This window comes from Maritimibacter alexandrii (assembly GCF_005871115.1).
Taxonomy (GTDB): Bacteria; Pseudomonadota; Alphaproteobacteria; order Rhodobacterales; family Rhodobacteraceae; genus Maritimibacter; species Maritimibacter alkaliphilus.
Genome location: NZ_SWKQ01000011.1, coordinates 910,328 through 937,164 on the forward strand (window position 1 = coordinate 910,328; position 26,837 = coordinate 937,164).

Here is a 26,837-nt window from a genome sequence, read left to right on the forward strand (position 1 = left end):
ACAGGAAAACCCGCAGACTGTGGATAGTCGGGGGCGACAGGTCTGTGTAAATCGTCTACCGCTGAAGGACCGCGATGAGGGGGCGACATGGCGGTAGGACGAATCGAACAAAAGTCGGTCGTTCGAACGGGGACAGACAGGGAGAACCAATAAAAAATGGACCAACTGAACGCGCTGAGCTCTCCCTTCCGTGTCATCCCTCTGGCCCGCCTCGCAAGCGGCGGGCGGTGGCGAACCGAGGCGATGCGCAGCTACGGCGCTCCTGTTCTCCTCTGGTTCACCCGCGGTCAGGGCCGCATCACGGTGAACGGCAAAACCTCCGGCTATACCTCGCACAACGCGATTTACGTGCCTGCGGGCACGATGCACGGGTTCGAGATGAACTCGACCGTCCACGGAATGATCGTTGTGTTCCCGGTCGGCGTGGAAGACGAGCTTTCCCTGCCCGAAGACCCCGTGCACCTGCGTCTTCAGGAAGCCGATCAGCATATCGAACTGAACCGGCTGATCGAGAACCTTCAGTCCGAACTGGAAAGCGGCAACCTTGCCTCGGACCGCGCGATGCTGTGTCACGCGGGCCTTCTGTCGGTCTGGATCGAACGCCAGATGCGCGCGCTCGACATCGAAGAGCCGGACGAGGATGCCTCGTCCCGCCTTGCCGCCGCCTATACCGCGCTGGTCGAACAGGAATTCCATTCCGCCAAGACCGTCCGCGACTATGCCAAGGAGTTGGGCGTGACGCCCACGCACCTCAGCCGCGTGTGCAACAAGGCCTGCGGGCGTCCGGCCTCGTCCATCCTTGCCGACCGTGTGCATTACGAGGCGCGGCGCTTGCTGACCGAAACGCATATGCCGATCAAGGACATCGCGTCGTCGCTCGGCTTCGCCTCGGCGGCCTATTTCACGCGGGCGTTCCAGAATCACACGGGGCGCACCCCGTCGCAGTTCCGGCGCGGCGCCTGATCGTCTTGTGACCCATTGGTCACTTGACGAGCCCCCCGTCCAAATGGTGACTTGAGTCCAACCGGCGTCTCTAAATGAGACTCTCGGCGATTATAAATTGACTTTTAGTGAAACCGCGCGTCTCGTATTCACGAGAGGTTGGACACCATGGACAGTCAGGACATCACTTGCCGTTGTGGAACGGTGCGCCTGAGCGCGTCCGGTCGCCCGTCCGGGGCGACCATCTGCCACTGTGCCGAATGTCAGACCGCCGCGATGATCTTCGAGCGTCGGTTCAATGCGCCGGTGGCCGACTCCGAGGGCGGGACGTTCCACGTGCTGTGGCGCAAGGACCGGCTCACCTGCCGGTCCGGCTCCGACAAGCTCGCCGCACATAAGCTCGACCCGAAAAGCCCGACCGACCGGGTCATCGCCACCTGCTGTGGCACGCCGATGTATCTTGATCGCAAGGGGCGGCCCTGGGTCGGGGTTTTTGCGGACCGTGTGCCGGAACAAGCGCGCCCGGACCCGGAACTCAGGGTCTATGCAAAGGATCGGGTCGAAGCTGGCCAACACGCCGACGGCGTGCGCACCTATCCGGGTTATTCCCGGCGCATGTTGTTCAGACGTTGGCACGCGATCTGGCGCAGCGGGTTCGAGACCGATCACATGGGGTTCGTCGCCCGCGACATCTGACTCAGCCGCCGAGGATCGCTTTCACGTATCCTTCGGTTTCCTTGTAGGGCGGGACACCGTTGTATTTCGTCACCGCCTCCGGCCCCGCGTTATAGGCCGCGAGCGCCAGCTTCCACGACTTGAACGCCTTGTATTGCTGGGCGAGATACCGCGCCCCGCCGTCGAGGTTCTGAAGCGGGTCGTCCGGGTCCACCCCCAGGAGCGACGCGGTTTCGGGCATCAATTGCGCAAGACCGATGGCGCCCGCATGGGATTTGGCCGACGGGTTCCAGCCCGATTCCTGCTGGACGAGCCGCAGGAACAGGTCTTCGGGAATGCCGTGCTTGGCCGCCGCCGCCTTGGCATGGGCCAGATACTCGCCCTTGTAGCTGCCGCGAAACGCCGGAACATGCTCTTTCGGGCGCGGCTGATACCGGGTCGAGCCTGCGTATTGCTCACGCGCCCGCCCGTCGAGAACCTTCAAGGCGTTCTCGAAACTGCGTTGTCCGTTCGACGAGGAAAACGTCTGTGCCGCAACCGGCGCGCCCACCGCGACCGACAACGCCACCGCACCTGCGAGTAGTCCCTTCATCACCGCCCAGCTCTCCATTTTGACCGGACTATACCGTCAATTGCGGTGACTCGCCAGCCTCGCGCACCCGGACCGGCAGCGGGCCTCCGCCGTCCCGGTTCCGGGGATTTTAACCTTTCCTTCACCGGGCACGGGTGATGTAACGATTTGAAGCAAGTTTTACAGATTCGGGAGGTGCTCATGGCTGGGTCCGTCAACAAGGTGATCATCGTCGGCAACCTCGGGCGCGACCCGGAGGTGCGGACGTTCCAGAATGGCGGGAAGGTCGTGAACCTGCGCATCGCGACGTCGGAGAACTGGAAAGACCGCAACACGGGCGAACGCCGCGAACGCACCGAATGGCATTCGGTCGCGATCTTTTCCGAGCCTCTGGGCCGGATTGCCGAGCAATATCTGCGCAAAGGCTCGAAGGTCTATATCGAAGGCCAACTCGAAACCCGCAAATGGCAGGACCAGTCGGGTCAGGATCGGTATTCAACTGAAGTGGTGCTGCGCCCCTATCGCGGTGAACTGACGCTCCTCGATTCGCGCGGCGGCGACTCGGGTGGCGGCACCTACGGTGGCGGCTCGTCCTCGGGCTCCGGCTACGACGATCGCGGCGGCTATGACAGCGGCCCCTCCGGCCCGGCGTCGGGCGGCGGCAGCTTCGACGACGAGATCCCGTTCTAAGGATCGACGACAGGGGCGCATCGGGCGCCCCTTCTCACATCCCCTGCCCGGTCCTATCTCTGACACATGCGCTGGTCTTTTCCCATCGGCCGCCTGCTCGGCTCCGAACTTCGCGTCCACGCGACCTTTCTGATCCTGCTCGCCTATGTCGGCGGCAGCGCCTATTCGTTCGGCGGGCTGGACGCGGCGCTGGTCAATGTGGCCTATGTGCTCGCGCTGTTTGCCTGCGTCATCGCGCATGAATACGGCCATGCCCTGACCGCGCGGCGGTTCGGCATTCCGACGCCGGACATCACGCTCTTGCCCATCGGTGGGGTCGCGCGCCTCATGCGTATCCCGGAAAAGCCGGGGCAAGAGGTGCTCGTCGCCCTCGCCGGGCCTGCCGTGAACGTGGTGATCTTCTTCGTCCTCTGGATCACCGCCGGGCTGAGTTTCGAGGCGGCCCCCCTCACCGGCGGCATGACCTTCGCCGATCTGCCGCGCGAACTGGCCACGCTGAACCTGATCCTCGCCGCGTTCAACATGATCCCGGCCTTCCCGATGGATGGTGGCCGCGTGTTGCGCGCGACCCTCGCCATGGTCACCGACAGGGTGAAGGCCACGCGGATCGCGGCGGGTGTCGGTCAGGTGCTCGCCGTGGGGTTCGGCATCTACGGCTTCTATATCGGCAGCTTCATCTATCCGCTCATCGCCGTGTTCATCTTCATGGCCGCCCGTGCCGAAGCACGCGACGTGCGCCTGCGCGCGATGGCGAAGACCGAAACCGCAGGCAACGTCATGGCCACCGGGTTCAAGGCGCTCGGCACCTCGCTGACACTGGAACAGGCGCGCGAAGCGTTCGACCGGGAGCGTGTAGCGGAATTTCCCGTGGTCGACAGCGCGAGCCGCCGCATCACCGGACTGCTCGCGCGCAAGCAACTGGACGATCAGTATCACACGCTGGGTGCACAGGCGCCGATCACACGGGTGATGGCCACGAACGTGCCCGTGGTGCAGGACGCCACGCCGCTCGCCCATGTTCTGCGCCTGCTCAACAGCGCCCCGGCGGTCGCGGTGACGGATGCGACCGGCGAGGTCGCGGGCTATATCAGCCACCGGACCGTGATGGACCGGCTCGGGCGTTAACGGGCCGAAAGCGCCTCGGACAGGATCGTGCGCACGAGGTCGAGGTCGACTTCATCCGTGACGAAGGCCTCACCGATCCCGCGCGCCATGATGAACTTGATCGTGCCCGCCTCGACCTTCTTGTCCTGCCGCATGAGGTCGATCAGACCCTCGGCATCCGGCAAGTCGCCCGGAATGTCGCGCAGGTCGCGCTTCATACCCATGGCCGACAGATGCTCACGAAAACGGCTCGGCGCCTCCTGGCTCATCCAGCCCATCCGCGCCGAGGTCTCGAACGCCAGCGCACAGCCGATGGCCACCCCCTCGCCATGCAGAAGGCGGTCGGAATAGCCCGTCGCGGCCTCGAGCGCATGACCGAAGGTATGGCCGAGGTTCAACAACGCCCGGTCGCCCTGCTCGGTTTCGTCCCGCGCCACGATGTCGGCCTTCATTTGGACCGACCGGCGCACCGCCTCGGTCCTGAGCGCGATGTCGCCCGCCGCCATCGCAGGCGCGTTCGCTTCGAGCCATTCGAAGAAGTCGAGCGACCCGAGGCCGCCGTATTTCACCACCTCGCCGTAGCCCGCCAGAAAGTCCCGCTCCGACAGCGTGCCCAGCACGTCGATATCGGCCAGCACGAGCGAGGGCTGGTGGAAGGCCCCCACAAGGTTCTTGCCGTGCGGCGAATTGATCCCGGTCTTGCCGCCGACCGAACTGTCCACCTGCGCCAGAAGGGTGGTGGGCATCTGCACGAACCGCACGCCCCGGCGCAGGACCGCCGCCGCGAAGCCCGCCAGATCGCCGATCACGCCGCCGCCGAAAGCCACGACCACATCCTTGCGCTCGACCCGCTGGGAAAGCAGCCACTCGACGGTTTCGGTGAGATGCGCCCAGCTTTTCGTGGCCTCGCCCGCGGGCAGGATCAACGCCACGCTCTCGATCCCCTCGGCCTTCAGCGCCGCCTGCAACGATGCCAGATGCAGCCCCGCGACCCGCTCCTCTGTCACGATGGACACGCGCGGGCGGTTCAGAAGAGGCGCGATCCGCGCGCCCGCTTGAGACAGCAGCCCCGGCCCGATCCGCACGTCATAAGAGCGATCGCCAAGCGCGACGTGAACCGTTTCCATCCTAGACCTCCTCGAGCACGTCGGGCCGCGTTTTCAGAACGTCGATGACGTGGGCGGCCATGTCGGAAATCGAATACTTGGGGTCCGCGTCGGCCACCAGATCGGCGAGCGCGTAGATCGGCTGACGTTCCGCATAGATCTCGCCCAGCGTTTTCTTCGGATCGGCGGTGCGCAACAGCGGCCGGGTCGTCTTGTGCCGGACCCGCTGCCACAGCAGGTCCAGATCCGCCCGCAGCCACAGCGACACGCCCGCGGCCGAAATCGCATCGCGGTTGCGTTCGGCGAGGAAAGCACCGCCCCCCGTCGACAGCACGATCGGGCCGGTCGAAAGCAGCCGTGCGATCACCTCGGCCTCGCGATCACGGAAGAAAGCCTCGCCGTCGCGCTGGAACACCTCGGCGATGGTCATGTTCGCCGCCGCCTCGATCTCGGCATCCGAATCGAGGAAGGGCACCCCCAGCCGCGTCGCCAAGGCCTTGCCGACCGCGGTCTTGCCCGCGCCCATCATGCCGACCACCGTGACTGGCTTTTTCAACACCTGCTTCAACCTGCACCTGCGAACGGCAGCAGTCTGCCGACCGGAATGTGAATGCGATCACATGGCGTGACCGCGCCGGACATGCCATATATGAACTGCACGCGGGGGCAAACCCGTGATCCGGAAAGATCGGGCAGAGACAGAGGCACAAAGGGGACCCAATGCTTTGGCGGCTCATAAAGTTCGTCGCGACAATCGTGATACTCGGGGCAATCGGCATCGCGGGCTATGCGCTCGTCGGGGACCTCAAGCCGCCTGCGTCCGAGAATTCGCTCTCGGTGACGCTGGATGATGGCTAGGACCGCCGCCGCCCTCGTTCTTTTCATCGCGCCGGGGCTCGCCCTCGCGCAGGATCCGGGCGCGCCGATGTCCGCGATCAACTGGCTGTCCGACAGCGTGAACGAACCCGCCGACGTGCCGCTCGGCCCATCGAATAGCGCGGGCGAGACGACCGGGGCCGAGGTCGCCGCGATCACGGTCGCGCCGCTGGACGCCTCGTCGGGACCACGCCCGGATGCCATCGGTCTGCTTGCACCGCATGTGACGGGGTTGCCCGCCGACCTGTGGGGCGCGTCACAGCCCGAGGACATCGTGCGCCGCATTTCCGACGAGCGGTCCGATATGCTCCCGGCCCTGCAATCGCTTCTGACCGAGATTTTGCTGGCCGAACTCGATCCGCCGCAGGCCGGCGGCGGTGACGGGCAGGCCGTGTTCCTCGCCCGGATCGACAAGCTTCTGGACATGGGCGCGGTGGAGGAAGCCCACGCGCTCCTCACGCAGGCCGGGGCCGCGACACCCGATATCGTGCGCCGCTGGTTCGACGCGGCCCTTCTGATCGGTCAGGAAGACGAGGTCTGCCGCGCGATGGAGGCCGCGCCGGACCTGTCGCCCACCTACCCGGCCCGTGTCTTTTGCCTAGCGCGTGCCGGGGACTGGGACGGTGCCGTTCTCGTCATGGGCAACGCCCGCGCGCTGGGCGAGATCACCGAGGACGAAGACCTGCTTCTCGCCCGTTTCCTCGACCCCGATCTGTTCGAGGGCGAAGCGCCGCCCGAGCCGCCGCGCCCGATGACGCCGCTTGCCTTTCGGCTGTTCGAGGCCATCGGGGAACCTGTCCCGACCACCAATCTGCCACGCGCCTTCGCCCATGCCGACTTGCGCTCGAACATCGGCTGGAAGGCGCAGGTCGAGGCGGGCGAACGGCTGGCCCGCGCGGGCGCCCTGTCGGACAATCAGCTTCTGGGGCTCTACACGCTGCGCGAACCGGCCGCATCCGGCGGGGTGTGGGAGCGTGTTCGGCTGGTGCAGGATCTGGACCGCGCCGTCAGCGAAGGGAACGCCCGCGCGGTCGAGGTGATCCTGCCGCGCGCATGGTCCGCCCTGCAAGCCGCCGAGCTCGACATGCCCATCGCGCGGCTTTACGGGCAGACCATCGCCGGGATGGACCTGAAGGGCGAAGCCGCCGACATCGCGTTTCACATGGGCCTGCTGGGCGACCGGTATGAGATCATCGCGCTGGAAGCGGACCCCACCGGCGCGATGGATCGGTTTCTGGCGGGCGTCGCTCAGGGCAATGTGGCGGGCCTCACCCCGCCCACGGACGCGGCTAGGGCGGTGGCGGACGGGTTCTCGGCCACCGCGATTCCGGGCCGCTACGCCGATCTGGTCGATGGTGATCGGCTGGGCGAAGCGATCCTTGCCGCAATCAGCGACTTCACCGTCGGAACCCGAGGCGATTTCGACGAGGTGGCCGATGCGCTGGCCCTGTTCCGTGCGATCGGGCTTGAGGATGTGGCGCGTCGCGCGGCCCTCGATTTCCTCATACTGGAGCGGCGCGGATGAGCCCGCGCTCGCCGGACCTGTGGATTTCGGCGTTTCTGGAGGCGCAGGCCGCCGAACTGGACGCCTCGCAGAACACGCTGCTCGCTTATGGCCGTGATCTCAAGGACTTCTCGGGATATCTTGATCGGATGGGTGAGGATTTCGGGGGGGCCGACCGGGCCACGGTCGAGGCCTATCTGATCGATTGCGAGGCACAGGGCCTTGCCGTTTCCACCCGCGCGCGGCGGCTATCCGCGATCAAGCAGATCTACCGTTTCGCGTTCGAGGAAGGCTGGCGCACCGACAACCCGACCCTGCGCATCACCGGGCCGGGCAAGGCCAGACGCCTGCCAAAGACGCTGTCCGAGGACGACGTCGAACGCCTGCTGAACGCGGCCAGGCAGCATGGGCGGACCGATGCGGACCGGCTGCGCAACACCTGCATGATGGAGGTGCTCTACGCCACCGGAATGCGGGTGAGCGAGCTTGTCACCCTGCCCGTTTCGGCCGCGCGCGGCGATCCGCGGATGCTTCTCGTCATGGGCAAGGGCGGCAAGGAACGCATGGTGCCGCTTTCGCCACCTGCGCGCGCGGCGCTCGCCGCGTGGCTCGACGTGCGCGACGCGGCCGAAGACGCGGCCCGTTCCAAGGGCGCGAAGCCTTCGCGGTTTCTGTTCCCATCGACCGGCAAGGACGGTCACCTGACGCGCCATCGCTTTCACGGCCTCATCAAGGATATCGCCGTGGCCGCTGGCGTGTCGCCCGAAACCGTCACGCCCCACCGACTGCGCCACGCCTTCGCGACGCATCTGTTGGCCCACGGCGCCGATCTGCGTGCGATCCAGACGCTTCTGGGTCATGCCGACGTGTCGACGACCGAGATCTACACGCATGTGCTGGACGAACGGTTGAAGGAACTTGTCCTGAGCCATCATCCGCTGGCGAAAAAGGGCGGCGTGACCTGAGAGCGCGCGGCTAGCCGTAAAGCGCCTTGGCCCGGTCCTCGAAAGCACGCACGATGCGCTGCATGGCTTGGTTGAACACCACGCCGATCAGGTTTTGAAGCACCATGTTCTTGAATTCGAAATCCACGAAGAACTCGACCTCGCACCCGCCCTCGACATCGCGGAACTGCCAGTAGCTCTTCATGTATTTGAAGGGGCCGTCGAGGTATTCGGTGTCGATGCGCATGTTTTCCGGGTCCAGCACCACGCGGCTGCCGAAGCGTTCGCGGAACACGCGGAACGAGATCACGAGGTCGGCTTCCATCACCTCGGTCCCGTCGGGCTGCGGCGTGACCTTGCGCACCCGCGCCGCCGCGTTCCACGGCAGGAATTCGGGATATTTCCCAACGTCCGCGACAAGATCGTACATCTGCTGCGCGGTGTAGGGCAGAACCCGTTTTTCGCTATGTGTCGGCATGTCGCCCCTTCGGCCCGTGACTCGGGGCGCAAATTCCATAAGGTAGGGTCCGGATGCAAGGGGGCGAGCGGGAGTCGGGTTCATGTCGCGGCCATATGTCATAGACGAAATGATCTCGGCCAAGGCCATCGCGGCCCGGATCGAGGCCTTGGCGAAGGAGATCGAGGCGCGCTTCAAGGGCACCGACAAGCTGGTGGTCGTAGGGCTTTTGCGCGGGTCTTTCGTGTTCATCGCGGATCTGGTGCGCGAGCTCGACCTGCCGGTCGAGGTCGATTTCCTCGAAGCCTCGTCCTATGGCAATTCCACGGTTACGAGCCGCGAGGTGCGCATCCTCAAGGATCTGCGCGGCGAGATCGCGGGGCGTGACGTGCTGGTGGTCGAGGATATCGTCGACACCGGCCACACGCTGAAACACGTTATCGGCCTGTTGAAATCGCGGGAACCGAAACGGCTGGCCTGTATCGCGCTTCTCGACAAGCCGACCCGGCGCGAGGTGGATGTGAAGGCCGACTGGATCGGGTTCGAAATTCCGGATGAATTCGTGGTCGGTTACGGCATCGACTATGCCCAGCGAAACCGTAACCTGCCCTTCATCGGGGCCGTGCGCTTCACCGACGGGGCCTGAGCCGTGTTCAACATGCGCCAGTTCTTTCGCATGGCGAAATGGGCGCGCAACCCGCCGGGCGAGAAACAGGTGAAACTGTTCCTCATCGTGGTCGCGCTGTGCCTCGTCCTCTTCGGGATCGAACGCCTGTTCGGCTGGCCCGACTGGCTGACGATGGACAACACACCGGGCGGAAAGATCACCCGGTAGCGCCGAGGAGCCGCGGGGCCGCGCGTTCGAGCCCGGCGATGATAAGGTCACGAACGGCCCGGATGCGCGGCACTTCGGCCAGATCGACGTGGGATGCGACCCAGAGGTCCACCGCCGTGGCCGCGATCACCCCGTCCAGCCGTTCGAGCCGGGGATCGGGATCGCCGAGAATGCAGGGCAGGATCGCGCGGCCCTGCCCGGCGGCGGCCATTTCCCGCAACACGGGAAAACTGTCGCAGCGGGCCCCGATATGCGCCTCGCCGGTGATCTCTTTGATCTTCTCGCCCAGCGTGATGCGGGCGAGGTTGCCGGACAGGCCCAGCCACGCGTCCCGCCCTCCGGGTGCGCCGTAGACCGACATGCCCAGTCGGGCGGCCACCACGCCGGTCAGTTCCGGGGGCAGTTTGGCGGCGGGACGCACCGCGATGTCGGCGTCGAGCCGGGCGAGGTCGGCGTGCTGGTTCTGTGAGCTGAGTTCGATTTCCAGCCCCTCTGCGCCAAGCTGCACCGCCGCGATGATTTCCGGCAGGATGCCCAGGCAAAGCGTGTCGGTCGACGTGACGCGCACCACGCCCGCCAGCGGTGATCGCGCCGCCGTGATGGCCCGCTCGACCCCAAGCGCCGCCTCCTCCACCGCCTGCATGGCGTCGAGCACCCGGCGCCGTCGCGGGGCGATGCGATAGCCGCGCGCGGTGCGGTCGAACACGGCAATCCCCATGTTTTCCTCGAAGGCGTTCACCCGTCTGAGAACCGTCGCATGGTTGACGCCAAGCTTGCGCGCCGCCCCCGAGAGCGAGCCTTTGTCCGCCACGGCAAGGACGTAGCGCAGATCTTCCCAGTCCATCTGTTTCATTTCGCACAGACCCTTTGCGATTTTCCCGACTTCACCTTCATTTTCCAACAGCTAGCGTCGCAAGAAGCCAAAATCCACAGGGAGACAGCCATGATTACCATTCGCAGCGCGCTTCTGGGCCTTGCCGCCGCCGGCACGTTCGCCACCGTTCTGCCCGCCGCCAGCCACGAGCAGGGCCTGCCCGCCGCGGTGAAGGCACGCCATGCACAGATGCAGCTTTACGCCTTCAACCTCGGCACGCTCGGCGCGATGGCGCAGGACAAGATGGACTATGACGCCGAAGCCGCCAGCGCCGCCGCGTCGAACATCGTGAAACTGTCCAGCCTCGCCGCCGGACCGATGTGGGCGCCGGGCACCTCGGCGGACGATGTCGACGGCAGCCGCGCCCTGCCCGCGATCTGGACCGACATGGACGGCGTGATCGAAAAGGCGGTCGCCCTGAACGAGGCCGCAGTCGCGATGGAAGCGGCGGCGGGCGAAGGGCTCGATTCGCTCAAATCTGCGTTTGGTCCCCTTGGCGGGGCCTGCGGCGACTGTCACAAAGCCTACAGGCAACCCGAATAAGCGGCGGACACGGCTGCTGAACGACCGGGCCCGATGCGGCCCGGTCTTTTTGATGTAAGGAGACCCTCATGCGCTGGATCGTTCGTCTTGTCGTGCTCGCCGTCATCGTGGCCGCCATCGGCCTGTGGGTGACGCGGCCCAAAACGGACGATGCCGAACTGCTGGCGGGGCTCACACCGGACGCGGCGCATGGCGAGGAGGTGTTCATCGCCGCAGGCTGCGCCTCGTGCCACATGGCCGAGGACGCGGATGCCGAGGACAAGCTGGTGCTGGCGGGCGGGCAACCCTTCGCCTCGCCCTTCGGCACCTTCCGCGCGCCCAATATCTCGATGGACCCCGAAGCCGGGATCGGCGACTGGGCGGCGATCGACCTGTGGAACGCGCTGCATCACGGCACGTCGCCCGAGGGTCAGCATTACTACCCCGTCCTGCCTTACGGCGCCTACATCCACATGGCGCCGCAGGATGTTGTCGACCTGCACGCCTATATGCAGACGCTTCCCGCCGATGCCACGCCGTCCCAGCCGCATGAGGTGGGCTTTCCGTTCAACATCCGCGCCTCGCTTGGCGGTTGGAAACTGCTGTTTCTGAACGACGACTGGGTGATGCAGGGCGACCTGTCGCCGGAACTCACCCGGGGGCGCGAGATCGTCGAGGGCATGGCCCATTGCGCCGAATGTCACACGCCGCGCAACGCGCTGGGCGGGCTCAAGACCGGAGCCGACTGGATGACCGGTGCCCCGAACCCCGCCGGGCGCGGGTCGTTCCCCGATCTGACGCCGCCGGAAATGTCGTGGTCCGAGGGCGAACTGGTGGAATATTTCACCTCCGGCTTCACGCCCGAATTCGACTCGGCAGGCGGGCACATGGCGCTGGTCGTCGAGAACCTTTCGCAATTGTCAGAGGAGGATCGCGCAGCGGTCGCGGCCTATGTGAAGGCGCTGCCGTTGGAGTGAGCGTCACAGCCCCGCGACGGTGAACATCAGCGGCGCGTGGTCCGAGAACCGGGCGATCCAGTCGTCGCGCGACGCGTCCTCCGCCTCGACCGCCCATCCCCCGACATGAACCTTGGCGCCCTGCCCCTGATCGACGAAGGTCAGGGTCTCGGTCGCGAACACATGGTCGAGGTCGGCGGGCGCGTAAGATGACGTCGAACCGTTATTGAACGTCGTGTCATGTGTCTTGGGCAAACGCACCATCCCATAACGGCGAAACCGCCGATCGAGCCGCGCGATTTCCTCGGCCGCCGTGATGTCCTGATCGCTGTCCTTCAACGTCATGCCCATGGTGTTGAGGTCACCGGCGAGGATGAATCGCACCTCCTGCCCCAACCCTTCCGACACGCCGTCCAGCGTTCGTTTGAGGCCGAAGGCCTTTTCGAACATGGCGTCGCGCAAACCGAAGCCCTCGGGCGACGGCAGGCTTTTGAGGTGGTTGAACAGGACCGGCAGGTGGCTTCCATCCGGTGCGGTGACCGTCACCAGCGCACCGGGGCGCAGACCGGGGTTGTTGCGCTTGAACTCGTTCTTCTGGGTCATGAAGGCGGTGATCCCGTGGCGGATGCCGATGAGCGTTTCCTGCGTCTGCGGCCCTTCGGTGATCGCGAAGACATATCCGGGCATACGGGTGACGAATTCGGAAAACACCCGGCCCGATTCCACCTCCATGATCGCGAAGATGTCCGGCGCTTCCCCCGCCACGTAATCCGCCACCCGCGCCACCCGGTCGCGCCGGCTTCCGGTGCCTGCGCCGGTGAAATGTTCGACGTTCCAGGACAGCACTTTCAGATCCACGGCACGCTCCAATCTCTGCAATCAATGCATCGAGGATAGCCCCGCAGAGATTGAATGGAGAGGCAGGAATTCCGCTAGATTATGACCTGCTCGCCGCACGCATGATCGTGCCCTGCGCGGTCGCACATAGTTTTTCGGCCCCGTCGTACACCGCGAACACGTCCGCGCGCACGACGGCCTGACTGCGGCCCGAACCGACGACTTCGGCGCGCGCCACCAGGGCCTCGCCCTTTCCGGGGCGCAGGTAGTTGATCTTGAACTCCTGCGTCACGCTGCCCTCGCCCATGAGCGGACCGCCCGCGAAGGCGAGCGCCATGTCGGCCAGTGTCGCCACCACGCCACCGTGCGCCATGCCGAGGTGCTGGGTGTGCCGGGCTTCCAGCCCGAGGCGCAGTTCGGACTTTCCGAGCGACAGCGCAACGAGTTCGACGCCGATGTGCGCCGCGAAGGGCTGCCGGGCGATGATATCGCGCCCGAGCGCCTCGATGTCGTCGTCGGTCACGCGAGGCCGAGTTTGGCGTTCCGCGCGTCGCGAAGCCGCGCGAAATCGTCGCCGGCATGATAGGACGACCGGGTGAGCGGCGTGGCCGACACCATCAGGAAGCCCTTGCCGTAGGCGGCCTTTTCGTAGCTCTTGAACTCGTCCGGCGTCACGAACCGATCGACCGCGTGGTGCTTGGGCGTCGGTTGCAGGTATTGCCCGATGGTGAGGAAGTCGATGTCGGCTGCCCGCATGTCGTCCATGACCTGCATGACGCCCTGACGGTCCTCGCCCAGCCCCACCATGATCCCCGACTTGGTGAACATGCTCGGGTCGAGTTCCTTGACCCGCTGCAACAGCCGCAGCGAATGGAAATACCGGGCGCCGGGCCGCACGCTGGGATACAGCCCCGGCACGGTTTCGAGGTTGTGGTTGAACACGTCCGGTTTCGCCTCGACCACCGTTTCCAGCGCACCGGGGCTGGATTTCAGAAAGTCGGGCGTGAGGATTTCGATGGTGGTGCCGGGGGCCTGCTTGCGCACGGCGCGGATCGTCATGGCGAAATGCTCGGCCCCGCCGTCGTCCACATCGTCCCGGTCGACGCTGGTGATGACCACGTGATTGAGGCCCAGCTTCTTGACCGCATCGGCCACCCGCCCCGGCTCGAACACGTCGAGCGCATCCGGGCGGCCCGTGGCCACGTTGCAGAAGGTGCAGCCGCGCGTGCAGATCTCGCCCATAATCATCATGGTGGCGTGGCCCTGCGACCAGCACTCGCCCACATTGGGGCACCCGGCCTCTTCGCAGACGGTCGAGAGCTTGTGCTCGCGCATGATCCTGTGGGTATCGGCATAGCCCTGGCCACCCGGCGCCTTCACCCTGATCCAATCGGGTTTCTTGGGCTGGGCATTGTCCGGGCGATGAGCTTTCTCGGGATGGCGGCTCGCCGGGATCTTCAGGTCACGCATGATGTCCTCCGTTCTGCCCCACATATATCCATTCGGCCCTGAATGTCACCGCGAAAACCGGGCGTCCGTTATGCAACCGGGTCATGGCTGGCCGCCGGATGCGGTTTGAAATGCGCGACCGGAACGGGCTATCCCGCCCCAAACGCGCAAATTTTCGACTGCCGAAGCCCCGGCACCCACCCGCATATCTGCCATGTTGCGCCGCAGCATTGTCTCTGCGCGTGCAGTATGATCTTAGAACTCCTGTAAACTTTCCGGCGATTCCAGACGGAAAGCATCAAGTTTGTACAAGAACTCAGGAGAGACCCATGAACGTCGGTGATCGTATCCCCGCCTGCACCTTCAAAACCCGCGTGCGCGATGAAAGCGTCGGTGGCCCGAACCCATTCCGCTGGCAGGACATGACCTCGGACGATTACTTCGCGGGCAAGCGCGTCGTGCTGTTCTCGCTCCCCGGTGCCTTCACGCCGACCTGTTCGACCTACCAGCTTCCGGGCTTTGAAAAGGGCTTTTCGGATTTCGCGGCGCAGGGCATCGACGAGATCTACTGCATGTCGGTCAACGACAGCTTCGTCATGAACAAATGGGCCATCGATCAGGGCCTGACCAACGTCAAGGTGATCCCGGACGGTTCGGGTGAATTCACCAAGGCGATGGGGATGCTGGTCGCCAAGGACAACCTCGGCTTCGGGGCCCGCTCGTGGCGCTATGCGGCCATCGTGAACGACGGCGTGATCGAGGCGCTCTTCGTCGAGCCGGGCATGTGCGACAACCACGGCGAAGACCCCTATGGCGAAAGCTCGCCCGAGATCGTGCTGAAATGGCTCAAGGAAAACGCGACGGCCACGGCCTGATCGCGCCCCTTGCGTAACGTCGAAGGCCGCCTTTCGGGGCGGCCTTTTTCGTGTCGTCCAGCCAACTCGACCGACACCCCGACCGGCGCTAGACTCGTCTTGTTCCCATGAGCACAGGGAGGGTGGACCGGGCACCATGGCAGCGAAACGGAAATCCGTGGGTCTTGCGCTGGCTTTGCTGGCCTTCGTCGTGGGCCAGCCGGCCTTTGCCGATGTCGAGGTGCACGTGATTTCGGTCGGGCAAGGTCGCCAGACCGACGATTTCTACGCCCTGCCCGAGATCAATCTGTTGGTCGATCGCCCCGGTTCGGATGTGGCGCTGGTCCTGATCGACGGCGGCGAGGCGCATTGGCGGATCGAGAGCGCCGAGGGCACCCGCATAACTGAGGTGGTCAGGGACGGGCCGGATGACGCGCCCGCCCGCGTCACCCTGTCGGACATTCCCATGCAGATTGAAAAGGGCCCCGACCTGCCCCTCGTCTTCGGGGCTGTGGGTGCTGATTTCCGCGCGATGCTCGACACCGTCGGGGACAGGTTCGGGATCGACCGCATCGCCAGCTTCACCGCGTTGCACAAAGCCGGGCGGGCCGCCCTCAGGGTCGACCGGGTGGACCGTGCGACAGCGGCACTGTCGCGCGATTATCTTGCCGATCACCTCGCAGACCCGCGCGAACTGCCCCCCGAGTTGCGGGGGTGGATCGAGACGCCGGGTGAAACGGGCGGGTCCGACGTCCGGTTCGATGAGACGGGGGTGACGCTGTCGGACCCTTCCGGCCTGCGTTTCCTGCCGATCACGGGGGAAGTGCCCGCCATCCTCCTGCCCGCTGCGAGCGTGTATGACCCATCTTCGGAGACCGTCTTTGCGGTGAGCTATGGCGGGCCGGGGTATCTTTATGCCGTCGACGCGCTCACGGGCGCTTGGCGGGTCATCGCGGGATTGAACGACTATGACGCCTCCGCCCTGCTCTTCGATCCCGCCACCGGGCAGGTCGTCCTGACCGGAGCCTTTTCCCGGCCGGGGGATATCCGGGCCTTCACGCTGGACGGCGCCATGACATCCACCTTTATCCCGACGATCGGATTTCCGGGGCTCTCCGATTTATTCGATTACGGCAACGAACACGGACCGCCGCTGGTGCCGCACCTGTTGCGCGATGGCTGGCTCCTCGTCTCGGCCTCGGCCCCGTCAGGGCCGGCCTATCCGGATGCGGGCGCGTTCCGGCTCTACGCGGTCGCGCTGCGCTCCGGCGAGGTGAAGCTGCTGGCCTATGAAAACGACTGAGCGGACGAGCCCTCAGCCCTCGATCATCTCCACCCGCGTCGCGTGCCGCCCGCCCTCGAATTCGGCGTTCAGAAACGCGTCCACGATGTCGAGCGCGAGCCCCTCGCCCACGACCCGCGCGCCGAGCGACAGGATATTCGCGTCGTTGTGCTGGCGGATCATCCGGGCCGAGAACGTGTCGGAGCAGACGCCGCACCGGATGCCCGCGACCTTGTTCGCCGCCATCATGATGCCCTGCCCGGTGCCGCACAGGATGATCCCCAGTGCGCACTCGCCCGACGCGATCTTTTGCGCCGCCGCCTGTCCGTGCAGCGGGTAATGCGTGCTTTCAGGCGTGGTCGGACCGATATCCACGGCCTCCCACCCCTGCGCCTCGATATGCTTGGCGATGGTCTGGCGCAGCTCGATGGCCGCGTGGTCGCTGGACAGGACGATGCGTTTGTTCTGGGTCATTTCGGGTCACTTCGCTGGAATTGCGCCCCCGTGTAGCCCGGACGCCCCGACATGAAAAGGGCCGCGCGTGGCGGCCCATTTTCCCGACTGTCGCCGCGGCTTATTCCGCCGCTTCCGGCGTGCTGCCGTCGCTGGCGCCCTGCGTGGCCTCGGCCATGTCGCCTTCGGGCTTCTTGGCGCGGGGTTTGCGCGGGGCGCGGGGTTTTTTCGGCTTTTCGGCGGGCGTATCGTCCGCCTTCTGCGCGTTCTCCGGCGTTTCGACCAGACCGTTGTCGTCGTCCTGCGCCGTTTCGATCACGTCGGGCTGCGGCGACGAACCGGGATCGTAATTGTCGTTCGACCGATCGCGGTTCTGCTTTTCCTCGCGGCGCTGGGCATCGCGGTTCTTGCGCTGGTTGTTCCCGTTGCCGTCGTTGTTGCCGTTCGACTGGTTGTCGTTCTGGCCGTTGCCGCCGCTGTTCCCGCCCTGCTGGGGCTGGTTCTGCTGGCGCTTGGCCTCGGCATCCTTCTGGGCTTCGGACAGCAGGCGCGCATAGTGCTCGGCATGCTGTTGAAAGTTCTCGCCCGCCACGCGGTCGTTGCCGAGGAAGGCATCGCGCGACAATTGCGTGTACTTGTCGATGATCTGCTGCGGGGTGCCGCGCACCTTGCCCTCGGGACCGGAGCTGTCGAAGACCCGGTTGATGTTGTTAGAGGGGGAGCGGTTGCGGTTGTTCTTCCCGCGCGAACGTGATTTCGAAGATCTCATAAGTTCCTGTATCCAGCCTGTTTTCTGGCTCTCGGTCCGCGCAACTCCTCCGCTGCGTCTCTGCGGTCCGGCTTTTCGGCTTGTCGCACCGAGAGGCGAACGGCCTCATCAGGTGCTATCCTTGAGTAAACACGCAGGTCAGGGCGTGACAAGGGGCATTTTGTCGTTTCCGTAAGATAACCGGGGATTTTTGCCACTATGTGACGTGAAAACCCTGAGAAATCGTTAGGAAAGCGGGGCGCGGGCACCGATCACCCGGTCCCTTCCATCCATGTCGGGGTGAATCCGCACGTCTTCAAGCCCTGCCGCCTCGAAAATGTCGGACACGGCGCGGCCCTGCCGAAACCCGATTTCCACCAGTATCCGCCCGCCCGGGTCCATATGGGCCAGCGCCCCGGCCGCGATCTTGCGGTATGGGTCCAGCCCGTCCCCACCGGGGGTGAGCGCCATCTGCGGGTCGAACCCCAGCACTTCGGGCGCGAGCGAGGGCATTTCGTCCGCGGCGATATAGGGCGGGTTGGACACGATCAGGTCGAAGCGGCCCTGAACCTGCGCGAACCAATCCGAGGCGAGGAAGGTCAGACGGTTGTCCACCCCGTTCAGCGTCGCATTGCGCGCAGCGACTTTCAGCGCGGGTTCCGACAGGTCCGTGGCGACCGCGAAAGCCTCGCGCCATTCGGCGAGCAGCGTGATGGCGAGGATGCCCGATCCGGTGCCGAGGTCGAGAATGCGCGACGGCGGCGCGCCGGTCAGGGCCTCGGCGATCAGCGTCTCGGTTTCAGGGCGCGGGTCCAGAACATCGCGGGTGACCGTGAAGTCCCGGCCCCAGAACTGGCGCCGCCCGATGATCTTCGACACCGGCTCGCGCGCGATCCGGCGGTCGAGCATGTCCTCGTAAGCCAGCATGTCGGCGGGCGAGACCTGCATGTCGCGCTCCAGCGAAAGCCGCATGACCTCGATCCGCAAGACCTGAGCGAGGAGGAGCTGGGCGTCGCGCGCCGCACCGTCGATCCCCGCCTCGCGCAGCCGCGTGGTGCCCATCGCCAGCGCGCCCGACAGGATCACCCTTCGAGCTCCGCCAGTTTCGCGGCCTGATCCGCCTCGATCAGCGCGTCGATCACTTCGTCCAGATCGCCCTGCATCACGTCGCCCAGCTTGTAGAGCGTCAGGTTGATCCGGTGGTCCGTCATGCGACCTTGCGGGAAATTATAGGTGCGGATGCGTTCCGAGCGGTCGCCCGACCCCACCTGCGCCTTGCGGGCCGAGGCGCGTTCGTCATGGGCGCGCTGGCGTTCGGCGTCGAACAGCCGGGTTTTCAGCACCTGCATCGCGATCTCGCGGTTGCGGTGCTGGGATTTCTCGGAACTGGTCACGACGATCCCGGTGGGGATGTGCGTGATGCGCACGGCGGAGTCGGTCGTGTTGACGTGCTGGCCGCCCGCCCCGGACGCGCGCATCGTGTCGATGCGGATGTCGGCGGGGTCGATATGGATGTCCACATCCTCGGCCTCGGGTAGCACCGCCACCGTGGCCGCCGATGTGTGGATGCGCCCGCCGCTTTCGGTTTCCGGCACCCGCTGGACCCGGTGAACGCCGGACTCGAACTTCAGCCGGGCAAAGACGCCATCGCCGGAGACCCGCGCCACGACCTCTTTCACGCCGCCCACCTCGGTCAGACTTTGCTCCAGCGTGTCGAATTTCCACCCCCGCGCCTCGGCATAGCGTTGGTACATGCGCAGCAGATCGGCCGCGAAGAGCGATGCCTCGTCACCGCCCGTGCCGGGCCGGATTTCGACCATCGCAGGGCGCGCATCCGCCGCATCACGCGGAAGCAGCGCCACCCGCATCGCCTGCTCCATGACCGGGAGCCGCTCACGCAAGCCCGGCAATTCGTCTTCCGCCAGTTCGCGCATTTCCGGGTCCGACAGCATCGCCTCGGCGTCTTCGATGTCCGACAGAAGCTGGCGGAAGGCCGCGATTTCCTCGACCACAGGTTTCAGTTCGGCATATTCGCGCCCGACCTCGGCGATTTCGTCGCCTGACAAGCCCTGAGACATCTTCGCCTCAAGGAATTGGAATCGCTGTGTGATCGCGTCGAGTTTGTCGAGTGGCACCATCCGGGTCTCGTCGCGCAAAGCCGTGATTTGGTCAAGCCCGTGTTATCGGCTACCGTAACCCATGCGCGCCCTGTTCCTCCTGCCTTTCACCGCCGCGCCGGCCCTGGCCGATCCCGACTGCTTCTGCACGGATCGCGAGGGCGCGCGGGTCGAACTGGGGCAGGAAATCTGCATGACGGTCGATGGCCGCGCCTTCATGGCGCGCTGCGAGATGACCCTGAACACGCCGTCGTGGAAACCGACGGGCGAGATGTGCGTGTCCTCACGCCTCCGCTTCGAGCCGGTCGAACCAGCGCGTGACCTTGGCCGCGTTCACCCCCATGTCGCCCTTGCCGAACACGAGATGCGACTGGACGTGCAGATTGCCGTCCTCGACCCAGATCACCGCGATATCCGGGAATGCCCAAAGCTTTGAGCGCGTAACGAAGGTCGCGGGGTCGGTGCCGTCGCCGATCCGCTCGGTGCGCGGGGTGGCGGCCGCGATCTCGACCATCCTGTCCAGCGCGTTTTCCGGCAGGTCCGACAATGGGCGGACCACCTTGATCCCGCCGATCGAGGGATGGACGCCCTCGGCATCCGGGCCGGGCTTCGCACTCAGGCGGTCCTGCGGCAGCGGAGACACCCGGACCCAGAGTCCGAAGACGATGACGAGCGCGACGAGAACGCCGATGATTTTCAGGAGCATTTGGCCTCCGACCTGTTAGCTTGGGCTCAGGTTAACGGCATTTCGGAGGAAGACCATGGTTTTGCGGATATTCTTGATCGCGGCCACCCTGCCCGCAGCGGCACTCGCTCAGGCTTACGACGGGGTCTATTACCCATCCGGCATGACCGGCTGGTCCTGTCAGACCATCGGCATGGACGGGGGCGCCCTGGCCATCCGAGACGGGCAGTTGATGGGGGTCGAAAACACCTGCGACCTTATGAACCCGGTCGGTGTCACGGGGATGGAGGCGACGCTTTACGATATGGAATGTTCCGCCGAGGGCACGACCTATACCGAGCGCGTCATGCTGATGCGGTCGGGTGAAGGGGTCTATGTCATCCGCGACGGATTCGTCGCCGAATGGGCCCGCTGCGAGTAAGCGGAGCGGGCTTGCGCCCGCACATTGTCAGCACGGGCCCGCCTGCGGGCGGTCCCGCGCGGGCGGAGGGAGGCCAGCCTCCCTGACCGGATTTGCAGGCAAATCCGGTCCACCCTCCGAGGTTTCTCGAAACAGAGAAGGGTTCAGCGGCGGGTGTAGCCCCAGAGGCTGAGGATCTCGACCGCGACATGGGCGCCCGCGATGGCCGTGGCGCCCGTGGGGTCGAAGGGAGGCGACACCTCGACGATATCGCCGCCGACGATGTTCGTGCCCTTGAGCCCGCGCAGGATCGCCGCCGCTTGCGCCGAGGTGAGCCCGCCCCAGACCGGGGTGCCGGTGCCGGGGGCGAAAGCCGGGTCGAGCCCGTCGATATCGAAGGTGAGATAGGCCTGCGCGTCGCCCACGACCGATTTGATCCGCTCGACGACCGCTTTCGGACCTATGTCGTGCACCTCGGGCGCGTCGATCACCGTGATGCCGAGGGTGTCCTCGTTCACGGTGCGGATGCCGATCTGGACGGAATGCGCGGTGTCGATCAGCCCCTCCTCGACCGCGGTGTAGACGAAGGTGCCGTGATCCACGCGAGTCGGGTCCGGGTTTTCCCAACTGTCGGTGTGGGCGTCGAACTGGATAAGCGCCAAGGGCCCGTGTTTCGCCACATGGGCGCGCAGGATCGGAAGCGTGATCGAATGGTCGCCGCCCAGCGTCACCACGCCGCAATCCTGCGCGAGGATGCCTGCGATGTGGCGTTCGATCCGGTCGCGGATCTCGACCGGGGCCGCGTAATCGAAGGCCATGTCGCCGTAATCCGCGATGGCGAAGGTCGACATCACGTCGTAATCCCAGCCATAGGGCGGTTCGGGGGTTTGCAGCGCCGAAGCTTCGCGGATCGCGCGCGGGCCGAGCCGCGTGCCGGGCCGGTTGGTCACCGCCTGGTCGAACGGGATGCCCGTCACCGCGATATCGGCATGGGTCAGATCCTTGGTGTAACGGCGGCGCAGGAAACTGGTCGCGCCCGCGAAGGTGTTCTCGAACGCGAGCCCCTTCATCTCGTCCCGCGTGAATGCGACATCGACTTCGTTCTGTGCGTCTTCGAGCGACATGGTGCCTCCTCAATGGTCGCGCGCAGGGTGCCACCGGGCCGCATCCCCCGCAAGCTCTGGCGATGCGCGGCCCGCTTTGCTACGGGTTCGGACGAAGGAGACGCTCATGACGAATTCGGACGACATCGTGCACGACCCGGCAGGCGGCATCCCCCGGTTGGTCGAGATCATGCGGCGCCTGCGCGACCCGGACACGGGCTGCCCGTGGGACATCGAGCAGGATTTCGCGACCATCGCGCCCTATACGATCGAAGAGGCCTATGAGGTGGCCGACGCGATCGAGCGCGAGGCATGGGGCGAGCTGCGCGGCGAACTGGGCGATCTGTTGTTCCAATCGGTGTTTCATGCCCAGATGGCCTCGGAACGCGGGCTGTTCGACATCGACGACGTGGCCAACACCATGTCGGACAAGATGGTCGCGCGCCATCCTCATGTGTTCGGAGACGAAACCCGCGACAAGTCCGCCGAACAGCAGACCGTGGACTGGGAGACGATCAAGGCCGCCGAGCGTGCGGCGCGGGATCGTGGCGGTGTGCTGGACGATGTGGCGCTGGGCCTGCCCGCGCTCTTGCGGGCGGTGAAGCTTCAGAAACGGGCCGCGCGGGTGGGTTTCGACTGGCCCGACCTCGCGCCGGTGCTCGACAAGGTGGCCGAGGAGGCGCGCGAGGTGGTCGAGGCGCGGGATCACCTGTCGCACGCGGAACTGACCGAAGAGATCGGTGATCTTTTCTTCGTGCTGGCCAACGTGGCGCGGCATCTGAAGGTCGATCCGGAGGCGGCCTTGCGCGGCACCAATGCCAAATTCGTGCGCCGCTTCCGGGGGATAGAAGCGCGGCTTCAGGCGATGGGGAAACGCCCAGAGGACAGCGACCTTGCCGAGATGGATGCGCTCTGGGAGGCCGTGAAGGCCGAGGAGAAGGCGGGCGCGAATTCCTGATTGTTTCCGTGTGGTATTGACCTGACGAATTTAGTCAGATTTAACGCGGGCGAACGCAATACGGAGGATTCCATGTTCCGCACCACCATCACCGCCGCCTGCCTTGCCGCGACCGCGATGCCGGCGCTCGCCGAGGTCAATGTCTATTCCTACCGCCAGCCGGAGCTCATTCAGCCGCTGGTCGACGCCTTCACCGAGGACACCGGCATCGAGGTCAACGTGGCCTTCCTGAACACCGGCATGGTCGAACGGCTTCAGGCCGAAGGGCAGCGTTCGCCCGCCGACGTCATCCTGACCACCGACATTTCGCGCCTTGCCGAACTGGTGGCCGCCGACGTGACCCAGCCGGTCGACAGCGAAACGCTTACCACGCAGATCCCGGAAAACCTGCGCGACCCCGGCAACCAGTGGTTCGCACTGACCACCCGCGCCCGCGTCGTCTATGCCTCGAAAGAGCGCGTGGCCGAAGGCGAAGTCACGACCTACGAGGATCTCGCGGACCCGAAATGGGAGGGGCGCATCTGCACCCGGTCCGGCACACATGCCTATATGGTGGCGCTCACCTCGGCGGCGATTCACCACATGGGCGAAGAGGGCGCGAAAGCCTGGCTCGAAGGCGTGAAATCCAACCTCGCGATGAAGCCGCAGGGCAACGACCGGGCGCAGGTCAAGTCGATCTGGGCCGGCGAATGCGACATCTCGCTGGGCAACACCTATTACATGGGCGAAATGCTGGACGACCCGGAACAGACCGAATGGGCCAACTCGGTTCGCATCGAGTTTCCGGTGTTCGAAGGTGGCGGCACGCACGTCAACGTCTCGGGCATGGCGATGACCAAGGCCGCGCCGCACCGCGAAGACGCGCTGGCGTTCATGGAGTTCCTCGCCTCGGACAAGGCGCAGGAAATCTATGCCGAAGCCGTGCACGAATACCCGGTGGACCCCGAAGTGCCGAACGCGCCGATGGTCGAAAGCTGGGGCAGCTTCACCGCCGATGACGTGGCGCTGATGGATCTGGCCAAACTGCGCCCCGACGCGCTGCGCATCACGCAGGAAGTCGACTACGACGGCTGACCCCTTCGGGTCACACCGTCCGGCGGTCAGGGGGAACGGCGCTCGATCCTGAGCCAGATGCCGTCCTTGCCGCGTACGGTCAGATGGGCGACCGGCATGGCCGGTCTGCCCGCGACCGTCTCGAACCGGAACCGGCGCAGAAGCATGGCCAGAAGGAGCGGTCCTTCGACCATCGCGAACCCGGCCCCGGTGCAGACCCGTTGCCCCGCCGAGAACGGCATATAGGCCTCGCGCAGACAGGTCTTGCCGTTCTCGGTCGCGAACCGGCCCGGATCGAAGTCGTCCGGCCGCTCCCACAACCGCTCATGCCGGTGCTGGTGCCACGGGCTGAGGACGATCTGCGCCCCCTTCGGCACGTCACGGTCCCGAAAATGCTCGGGACAGGCCGCTTCGCGCACCATCATGGGCACCGGGGGGTAAAGCCGCAGAGCTTCGCGGAACACGTCGCGCGCGACCCGCAGGCGCGACACGGTCCCGAACTCCGGCGTGTCGCCCAGATGCGCCCGCGCCTCCTCCGCCACCCTGTCCTGCCACTCGGGGAACAGGGCGAGCAGGTAGAGCGTCCAGGCTAGCGCCGAGGCCGAAGTCTCATGCCCAGCCAGAAAGAAGATCGCCACCTGATCGACCATCTCGGCGGTATCGAAGGTCTCGTGCGTGACCGGATCGCGGGTCGTCATGATCTTGGTCGCCAGATCGTCGGGCGCTGTGCCCGCCTCGATCGCCGCCATGCGGTCCGCCGTCATCTGCGTGATGAGCGCGCGAATCTCGGCCGCCGTCCGTTTGGTCGCCCGGCTGTGAAAACGCGGAAACCACTTCGGCAAGGGCAGCACCGCACCAAGGTTCAGGACCGGCTGCGCGCGCTGGTGCTCGCGGAATTTCTCGAACACGCGCGAGGCGGTCCGGTCTTCGATGGGGACTGAGAACAGGGTGCGAAAGATCACATCGGCGGCGGCATGGCTGGTCTCGGGCTCGATATCGACCGTCTGACCCACAAGCGTCTCCATCCGTGCCTCGGCCGCCTGCCCTGCCGCCCACATCGCCGGAAACGTGTCGCGCAGCCGCCCGCCCTCGAAGGCCGGGTCGATGATCCGGCGCTGCCGCTTCCACGTCTCGCCATTGGTCACGAAGACCGAATTGCCCAGAAGCGGGGCCAAACCTTCGCGGATACGGTCGGATTTCGGGAAATCGTCGGGGCGGTCCTTCAGCACCATTTTCGTCAGCGCCGGGTCGTTGCAGAGATAGGACCGGAAGAACGGCGTGCGGAACTCGGCCATCCACGCACGGTACAGGTGGCCGGGCTGGGCCGACAGGATATCCTCGCGAAAGAGCCGCGCATAGCGGCGCAGCGATACGCGGCCCGGACGCGGGGCGGGCTTGGGCGGCTGCATCACGACGCTATGCTCGTGAATTTCGACGCCGCCACTCTGATCGCGCTTTGCGACGGGGCGCGCCCCGCGAACCGCTCGGCCAGCGTGAGCGGCCCTGCCGTGATGCGGAAATAGTCGTAATCGCCGGGACGGTCGAAGGCGCAGAGATACTGGAAATGCAGCCGGAAGAACCGCCAGCGCAACTCCTTCCAACGCTCCGGGCTGAGGGTCTGGGTGAAGGCGGCCGAAATCACAAGCGGCCAGCGTTGCCCCTCGGGCGCGACCCCCGACACCGCCACCGGATCGCACAGCGCGAAAGCGCAGCCATCGCCGGGCGCGGTCACGTCGAGCCAGAACAAGCTGTCGGAGGTCGACAGATCGTGCAGATCGCGCCTGAGCCGGTCGGCATCGCTGAGGAACGACATCATCGGCACCACCTGCCCCAGCGTGAGAAAGCCAAGCGCTGGCCCGTCCGCCGGAATGCGCCCGGCCCGGTCCAGATCGGCAAGGATCGACACACCGAGATGCGCGCCCGACGAATGGCCGACGACCAGCACCTCGTCCACGTCCTCGGCAAGCGCGGCGGCGATCTGGTCCGCGAACGCGGCGATCCGCGCCTCAAGCTCCGGCGGATTGGCCCCCCGAGAGCGTGCGGAATAGGCGTAATCGTGCATGAGGTAATAGACGAACAGCTTGTTGTCGTAACGCCGGAACGCGCGCAGCACGACCACCAGCACGGCGACGAGCGCCAGCCAGAACACGAGATGCGGCAGGATGCCGGACAGAACCGCGCCCACCGCCCATTTCAGAATGCCGCCTACGATCCAGCCCGCGAGCAGCGCGACGACCAGTTGCAGGATCAGCATACCGACCGGATAGAGCGCGGCCATCACCGGCCCCTTGCGCAACCGCATCAGTCGCCACAGCGCCCCCGACCCGATATAGGTCCAGGCCGTGCGCGCCATCAGCAGATAGGTCTGGGGAATGTTCAGCTCCATCGATGTGCGCACGATGTCGGACCAGACCAGCACGTCGAACTCCGCCTCGACCTCGCCGCCCTCGATCGCGCCATCGACCTGCCAGCCATAGGTCGCGCCGCCCTGCCGCCCGACCAGCCCGATTTCGTAGCCGGAGATCCGCGCCTGCGCGGCCCCTTCGCTGCGGTAAAGCTCGCGGTAGCGGCGGGGATGAATCGGGTCGTAGCCGGGGATGTAGAACACCCGCCGCCGCCTCACGCTCTGTCCCTGCCCGTCCGTCATCGCTCACTGCCTCTTTCGCGAAACGATAGCCCTCGTTTCCGGCGAAAATAAGCCCCTCACGCGACAATCCGGGCGCAGGCCCGCTCTCTTCTTCGGTCCAAAAATACCTCGGAGGGGGTCCGGGGGAGGCAGCGCCTCCCCCGGCGGGTCGCCGCGCCCCAGCGCGGCGAAACTCAGCCCAGTGTCGCGAGCGCC

31 protein-coding genes and 1 pseudogene are annotated in these 26,837 nt (G+C 65.7%); 16 read left to right on the forward strand and 16 right to left on the reverse strand.

Annotation, left to right across the window (positions count from 1 at the left end; genetic code table 11):
* Positions 1-156 precede the first annotated feature (156 nt).
* Positions 157-963 (forward strand): helix-turn-helix domain-containing protein, encoded by an 807-nt coding sequence (locus tag FCT00_RS12565; RefSeq protein WP_008328941.1) that lies wholly within the window; start codon positions 157-159, stop codon positions 961-963.
* 147 nt (positions 964-1,110) lie between these two features.
* Positions 1,111-1,638 (forward strand): GFA family protein, encoded by a 528-nt coding sequence (locus FCT00_RS12570; protein ID WP_138423258.1) that lies wholly within the window; start codon positions 1,111-1,113, stop codon positions 1,636-1,638.
* Position 1,639: 1 nt separating this feature from the next.
* Here FCT00_RS12570 and FCT00_RS12575 read toward each other — a convergent pair whose 3' ends face one another.
* On the reverse strand, positions 1,640-2,209 hold the full coding sequence (locus FCT00_RS12575; protein WP_008328943.1) for a lytic transglycosylase domain-containing protein: 570 nt from the start codon (positions 2,207-2,209) through the stop codon (positions 1,640-1,642).
* 180 nt (positions 2,210-2,389) lie between these two features.
* On the opposite strand from FCT00_RS12575, the gene ssb reads away from it, so the two are divergent.
* Complete coding sequence (gene ssb / locus FCT00_RS12580; protein ID WP_138423259.1) at positions 2,390-2,878, forward strand: single-stranded DNA-binding protein; 489 nt, start codon at positions 2,390-2,392, stop codon at positions 2,876-2,878.
* A 66-nt stretch (positions 2,879-2,944) separates the two neighbouring features.
* The gene (locus FCT00_RS12585; protein ID WP_138423260.1) at positions 2,945-4,003 is read left to right on the forward strand and encodes a site-2 protease family protein; all 1,059 of its coding nucleotides are present in this window, start codon (positions 2,945-2,947) and stop codon (positions 4,001-4,003) included.
* Here the strand turns inward: FCT00_RS12585 and aroB are convergent.
* Positions 4,000-5,109: a 3-dehydroquinate synthase gene (gene aroB, locus FCT00_RS12590; protein ID WP_138423261.1), complete on the reverse strand. Its 1,110-nt coding sequence runs from the start codon at positions 5,107-5,109 to the stop codon at positions 4,000-4,002. The genes FCT00_RS12585 and aroB overlap by 4 nt on opposite strands.
* Before the next feature lies 1 nt (position 5,110).
* Positions 5,111-5,668: pseudogene (locus FCT00_RS12595) on the reverse strand (shikimate kinase); the annotation flags it as partial.
* Positions 5,669-5,808: 140 nt separating this feature from the next.
* Between FCT00_RS12595 and FCT00_RS21480 the strand changes: the two are divergent.
* The 3 genes from FCT00_RS21480 to FCT00_RS12605 are packed head-to-tail and all read left to right on the forward strand — an operon-like array spanning position 5,809 to position 8,433.
* The gene (locus FCT00_RS21480; protein WP_008328948.1) at positions 5,809-5,946 is read left to right on the forward strand and encodes a hypothetical protein; all 138 of its coding nucleotides are present in this window, start codon (positions 5,809-5,811) and stop codon (positions 5,944-5,946) included.
* Positions 5,939-7,489 (forward strand): hypothetical protein, encoded by a 1,551-nt coding sequence (locus FCT00_RS12600; protein ID WP_235889031.1) that lies wholly within the window; start codon positions 5,939-5,941, stop codon positions 7,487-7,489. The genes FCT00_RS21480 and FCT00_RS12600 overlap by 8 nt, the downstream gene beginning before the upstream one ends.
* The gene (locus tag FCT00_RS12605) at positions 7,486-8,433 is read left to right on the forward strand and encodes a site-specific tyrosine recombinase XerD (RefSeq protein ID WP_138423264.1); all 948 of its coding nucleotides are present in this window, start codon (positions 7,486-7,488) and stop codon (positions 8,431-8,433) included. The genes FCT00_RS12600 and FCT00_RS12605 overlap by 4 nt, the downstream gene beginning before the upstream one ends.
* 10 nt (positions 8,434-8,443) lie before the next feature.
* On the opposite strand, the gene FCT00_RS12610 is transcribed toward FCT00_RS12605, so the two are convergent.
* Complete coding sequence (locus tag FCT00_RS12610; RefSeq protein WP_138423265.1) at positions 8,444-8,890, reverse strand: type II toxin-antitoxin system RatA family toxin; 447 nt, start codon at positions 8,888-8,890, stop codon at positions 8,444-8,446.
* Positions 8,891-8,972: 82 nt separating this feature from the next.
* On the opposite strand from FCT00_RS12610, the gene hpt reads away from it, so the two are divergent.
* Complete coding sequence (gene hpt, locus FCT00_RS12615; protein WP_138423266.1) at positions 8,973-9,515, forward strand: hypoxanthine phosphoribosyltransferase; 543 nt, start codon at positions 8,973-8,975, stop codon at positions 9,513-9,515.
* 12 nt (positions 9,516-9,527) lie between these two features.
* Positions 9,528-9,704: a hypothetical protein gene (locus FCT00_RS12620; protein WP_235889032.1), complete on the forward strand. Its 177-nt coding sequence runs from the start codon at positions 9,528-9,530 to the stop codon at positions 9,702-9,704.
* Here FCT00_RS12620 and FCT00_RS12625 read toward each other — a convergent pair.
* Positions 9,694-10,557: a LysR family transcriptional regulator gene (locus FCT00_RS12625; protein WP_138423268.1), complete on the reverse strand. Its 864-nt coding sequence runs from the start codon at positions 10,555-10,557 to the stop codon at positions 9,694-9,696. The genes FCT00_RS12620 and FCT00_RS12625 overlap by 11 nt on opposite strands.
* A gap of 90 nt (positions 10,558-10,647) precedes the next feature.
* Between FCT00_RS12625 and FCT00_RS12630 the strand changes: the two genes are divergently transcribed.
* Both FCT00_RS12630 and FCT00_RS12635 read left to right on the forward strand, forming a co-directional pair.
* A complete protein-coding gene (locus FCT00_RS12630; protein ID WP_008328955.1) occupies positions 10,648-11,121 on the forward strand; it encodes a c-type cytochrome in 474 nt (157 codons plus the stop codon).
* Between the two features lie 68 nt (positions 11,122-11,189).
* Positions 11,190-12,077, forward strand: a complete 888-nt coding sequence (locus tag FCT00_RS12635) for a cytochrome c (RefSeq protein ID WP_138423269.1) — start codon at positions 11,190-11,192, stop codon at positions 12,075-12,077.
* Between the two features lie 3 nt (positions 12,078-12,080).
* Here the strand turns inward: FCT00_RS12635 and FCT00_RS12640 are convergent, their stop codons facing one another.
* The 3 genes from FCT00_RS12640 to lipA form a co-directional block, all read right to left on the reverse strand.
* Entirely contained in the window at positions 12,081-12,914 is an 834-nt protein-coding gene (locus tag FCT00_RS12640; protein ID WP_171042973.1) for an endonuclease/exonuclease/phosphatase family protein, read from the reverse strand.
* A 79-nt stretch (positions 12,915-12,993) separates the two neighbouring features.
* Entirely contained in the window at positions 12,994-13,416 is a 423-nt protein-coding gene (locus FCT00_RS12645) for a PaaI family thioesterase (RefSeq protein ID WP_138423271.1), read from the reverse strand.
* Positions 13,413-14,363 carry a lipoyl synthase gene (gene lipA / locus FCT00_RS12650; RefSeq protein WP_040884397.1) on the reverse strand — a complete coding sequence of 317 codons (951 nt, stop codon included), beginning with the start codon at positions 14,361-14,363 and terminating at the stop codon, positions 13,413-13,415. The genes FCT00_RS12645 and lipA overlap by 4 nt, the downstream gene beginning before the upstream one ends.
* Positions 14,364-14,671: 308 nt before the next feature.
* On the opposite strand from lipA, the gene FCT00_RS12655 reads away from it, so the two are divergent.
* Positions 14,672-15,217: a peroxiredoxin gene (locus FCT00_RS12655; RefSeq protein WP_138423272.1), complete on the forward strand. Its 546-nt coding sequence runs from the start codon at positions 14,672-14,674 to the stop codon at positions 15,215-15,217.
* Positions 15,218-15,353: 136 nt separating this feature from the next.
* Positions 15,354-16,499, forward strand: coding sequence for a hypothetical protein (locus FCT00_RS12660; RefSeq protein WP_138423273.1), 1,146 nt, complete (start codon positions 15,354-15,356; stop codon positions 16,497-16,499).
* A gap of 12 nt (positions 16,500-16,511) precedes the next feature.
* On the opposite strand, the gene rpiB is transcribed toward FCT00_RS12660, so the two are convergent.
* The 5 genes from rpiB to FCT00_RS12690 all read right to left on the reverse strand — a co-directional run bounded on the left by rpiB (position 16,512) and on the right by FCT00_RS12690 (position 20,502).
* On the reverse strand, positions 16,512-16,952 hold the full coding sequence (rpiB, locus tag FCT00_RS12665) for a ribose 5-phosphate isomerase B (protein ID WP_138423274.1): 441 nt from the start codon (positions 16,950-16,952) through the stop codon (positions 16,512-16,514).
* A 100-nt stretch (positions 16,953-17,052) separates the two neighbouring features.
* Positions 17,053-17,700, reverse strand: coding sequence for a DUF4167 domain-containing protein (locus FCT00_RS12670; RefSeq protein ID WP_138423275.1), 648 nt, complete (start codon positions 17,698-17,700; stop codon positions 17,053-17,055).
* A gap of 225 nt (positions 17,701-17,925) precedes the next feature.
* Positions 17,926-18,765: a peptide chain release factor N(5)-glutamine methyltransferase gene (gene prmC, locus FCT00_RS12675; RefSeq protein ID WP_138423276.1), complete on the reverse strand. Its 840-nt coding sequence runs from the start codon at positions 18,763-18,765 to the stop codon at positions 17,926-17,928.
* Positions 18,762-19,817, reverse strand: coding sequence for a peptide chain release factor 1 (gene prfA, locus FCT00_RS12680; protein ID WP_138423277.1), 1,056 nt, complete (start codon positions 19,815-19,817; stop codon positions 18,762-18,764). Before prfA ends, prmC begins: the two co-directional genes overlap by 4 nt.
* Positions 19,818-20,079: 262 nt before the next feature.
* Positions 20,080-20,502: a DUF1499 domain-containing protein gene (locus FCT00_RS12690; RefSeq protein ID WP_008328967.1), complete on the reverse strand. Its 423-nt coding sequence runs from the start codon at positions 20,500-20,502 to the stop codon at positions 20,080-20,082.
* A gap of 55 nt (positions 20,503-20,557) precedes the next feature.
* On the opposite strand from FCT00_RS12690, the gene FCT00_RS12695 reads away from it, so the two are divergent.
* Positions 20,558-20,902: a hypothetical protein gene (locus FCT00_RS12695; RefSeq protein ID WP_138423278.1), complete on the forward strand. Its 345-nt coding sequence runs from the start codon at positions 20,558-20,560 to the stop codon at positions 20,900-20,902.
* Between the two features lie 143 nt (positions 20,903-21,045).
* On the opposite strand, the gene speB is transcribed toward FCT00_RS12695, so the two are convergent.
* The gene (speB, locus tag FCT00_RS12700; RefSeq protein ID WP_138423279.1) at positions 21,046-22,005 is read right to left on the reverse strand and encodes an agmatinase; all 960 of its coding nucleotides are present in this window, start codon (positions 22,003-22,005) and stop codon (positions 21,046-21,048) included.
* Positions 22,006-22,111: 106 nt separating this feature from the next.
* On the opposite strand from speB, the gene mazG reads away from it, so the two are divergent.
* Entirely contained in the window at positions 22,112-22,942 is an 831-nt protein-coding gene (mazG, locus tag FCT00_RS12705) for a nucleoside triphosphate pyrophosphohydrolase (RefSeq protein ID WP_138423280.1), read from the forward strand.
* Between the two features lie 72 nt (positions 22,943-23,014).
* Entirely contained in the window at positions 23,015-24,016 is a 1,002-nt protein-coding gene (locus tag FCT00_RS12710; RefSeq protein ID WP_138423281.1) for a Fe(3+) ABC transporter substrate-binding protein, read from the forward strand.
* Between the two features lie 26 nt (positions 24,017-24,042).
* Here FCT00_RS12710 and FCT00_RS12715 read toward each other — a convergent pair whose 3' ends face one another.
* Positions 24,043-25,404, reverse strand: a complete 1,362-nt coding sequence (locus tag FCT00_RS12715) for a cytochrome P450 (protein WP_138423282.1) — start codon at positions 25,402-25,404, stop codon at positions 24,043-24,045.
* On the reverse strand, positions 25,404-26,642 hold the full coding sequence (locus tag FCT00_RS12720) for a hypothetical protein (RefSeq protein WP_138423283.1): 1,239 nt from the start codon (positions 26,640-26,642) through the stop codon (positions 25,404-25,406). Before FCT00_RS12720 ends, FCT00_RS12715 begins: the two co-directional genes overlap by 1 nt.
* Between the last annotated feature and the right edge of the window lie 195 nt (positions 26,643-26,837).

Coding starts and splice junctions, on each gene's coding strand:
- FCT00_RS12565 (WP_008328941.1), top strand. CDS start 157: ATGGACCAACTGAACGCGCTGAGCTCTCCCTTCCGTGTCATCCCTCTG.
- FCT00_RS12570 (WP_138423258.1), top strand. CDS start 1,111: ATGGACAGTCAGGACATCACTTGCCGTTGTGGAACGGTGCGCCTGAGC.
- FCT00_RS12575 (WP_008328943.1), bottom strand. CDS start 2,209: ATGAAGGGACTACTCGCAGGTGCGGTGGCGTTGTCGGTCGCGGTGGGC.
- ssb (WP_138423259.1), top strand. CDS start 2,390: ATGGCTGGGTCCGTCAACAAGGTGATCATCGTCGGCAACCTCGGGCGC.
- FCT00_RS12585 (WP_138423260.1), top strand. CDS start 2,945: ATGCGCTGGTCTTTTCCCATCGGCCGCCTGCTCGGCTCCGAACTTCGC.
- aroB (WP_138423261.1), bottom strand. CDS start 5,109: ATGGAAACGGTTCACGTCGCGCTTGGCGATCGCTCTTATGACGTGCGG.
- FCT00_RS21480 (WP_008328948.1), top strand. CDS start 5,809: ATGCTTTGGCGGCTCATAAAGTTCGTCGCGACAATCGTGATACTCGGG.
- FCT00_RS12600 (WP_235889031.1), top strand. CDS start 5,939: ATGGCTAGGACCGCCGCCGCCCTCGTTCTTTTCATCGCGCCGGGGCTC.
- FCT00_RS12605 (WP_138423264.1), top strand. CDS start 7,486: ATGAGCCCGCGCTCGCCGGACCTGTGGATTTCGGCGTTTCTGGAGGCG.
- FCT00_RS12610 (WP_138423265.1), bottom strand. CDS start 8,890: ATGCCGACACATAGCGAAAAACGGGTTCTGCCCTACACCGCGCAGCAG.
- hpt (WP_138423266.1), top strand. CDS start 8,973: ATGTCGCGGCCATATGTCATAGACGAAATGATCTCGGCCAAGGCCATC.
- FCT00_RS12620 (WP_235889032.1), top strand. CDS start 9,528: ATGCGCCAGTTCTTTCGCATGGCGAAATGGGCGCGCAACCCGCCGGGC.
- FCT00_RS12625 (WP_138423268.1), bottom strand. CDS start 10,557: ATGAAACAGATGGACTGGGAAGATCTGCGCTACGTCCTTGCCGTGGCG.
- FCT00_RS12630 (WP_008328955.1), top strand. CDS start 10,648: ATGATTACCATTCGCAGCGCGCTTCTGGGCCTTGCCGCCGCCGGCACG.
- FCT00_RS12635 (WP_138423269.1), top strand. CDS start 11,190: ATGCGCTGGATCGTTCGTCTTGTCGTGCTCGCCGTCATCGTGGCCGCC.
- lipA (WP_040884397.1), bottom strand. CDS start 14,363: ATGCGTGACCTGAAGATCCCGGCGAGCCGCCATCCCGAGAAAGCTCAT.
- FCT00_RS12655 (WP_138423272.1), top strand. CDS start 14,672: ATGAACGTCGGTGATCGTATCCCCGCCTGCACCTTCAAAACCCGCGTG.
- FCT00_RS12660 (WP_138423273.1), top strand. CDS start 15,354: ATGGCAGCGAAACGGAAATCCGTGGGTCTTGCGCTGGCTTTGCTGGCC.
- rpiB (WP_138423274.1), bottom strand. CDS start 16,952: ATGACCCAGAACAAACGCATCGTCCTGTCCAGCGACCACGCGGCCATC.
- FCT00_RS12670 (WP_138423275.1), bottom strand. CDS start 17,700: ATGAGATCTTCGAAATCACGTTCGCGCGGGAAGAACAACCGCAACCGC.
- prfA (WP_138423277.1), bottom strand. CDS start 19,817: ATGGTGCCACTCGACAAACTCGACGCGATCACACAGCGATTCCAATTC.
- FCT00_RS12690 (WP_008328967.1), bottom strand. CDS start 20,502: ATGCTCCTGAAAATCATCGGCGTTCTCGTCGCGCTCGTCATCGTCTTC.
- FCT00_RS12695 (WP_138423278.1), top strand. CDS start 20,558: ATGGTTTTGCGGATATTCTTGATCGCGGCCACCCTGCCCGCAGCGGCA.
- speB (WP_138423279.1), bottom strand. CDS start 22,005: ATGTCGCTCGAAGACGCACAGAACGAAGTCGATGTCGCATTCACGCGG.
- mazG (WP_138423280.1), top strand. CDS start 22,112: ATGACGAATTCGGACGACATCGTGCACGACCCGGCAGGCGGCATCCCC.
- FCT00_RS12710 (WP_138423281.1), top strand. CDS start 23,015: ATGTTCCGCACCACCATCACCGCCGCCTGCCTTGCCGCGACCGCGATG.
- FCT00_RS12715 (WP_138423282.1), bottom strand. CDS start 25,404: ATGCAGCCGCCCAAGCCCGCCCCGCGTCCGGGCCGCGTATCGCTGCGC.
- FCT00_RS12720 (WP_138423283.1), bottom strand. CDS start 26,642: ATGACGGACGGGCAGGGACAGAGCGTGAGGCGGCGGCGGGTGTTCTAC.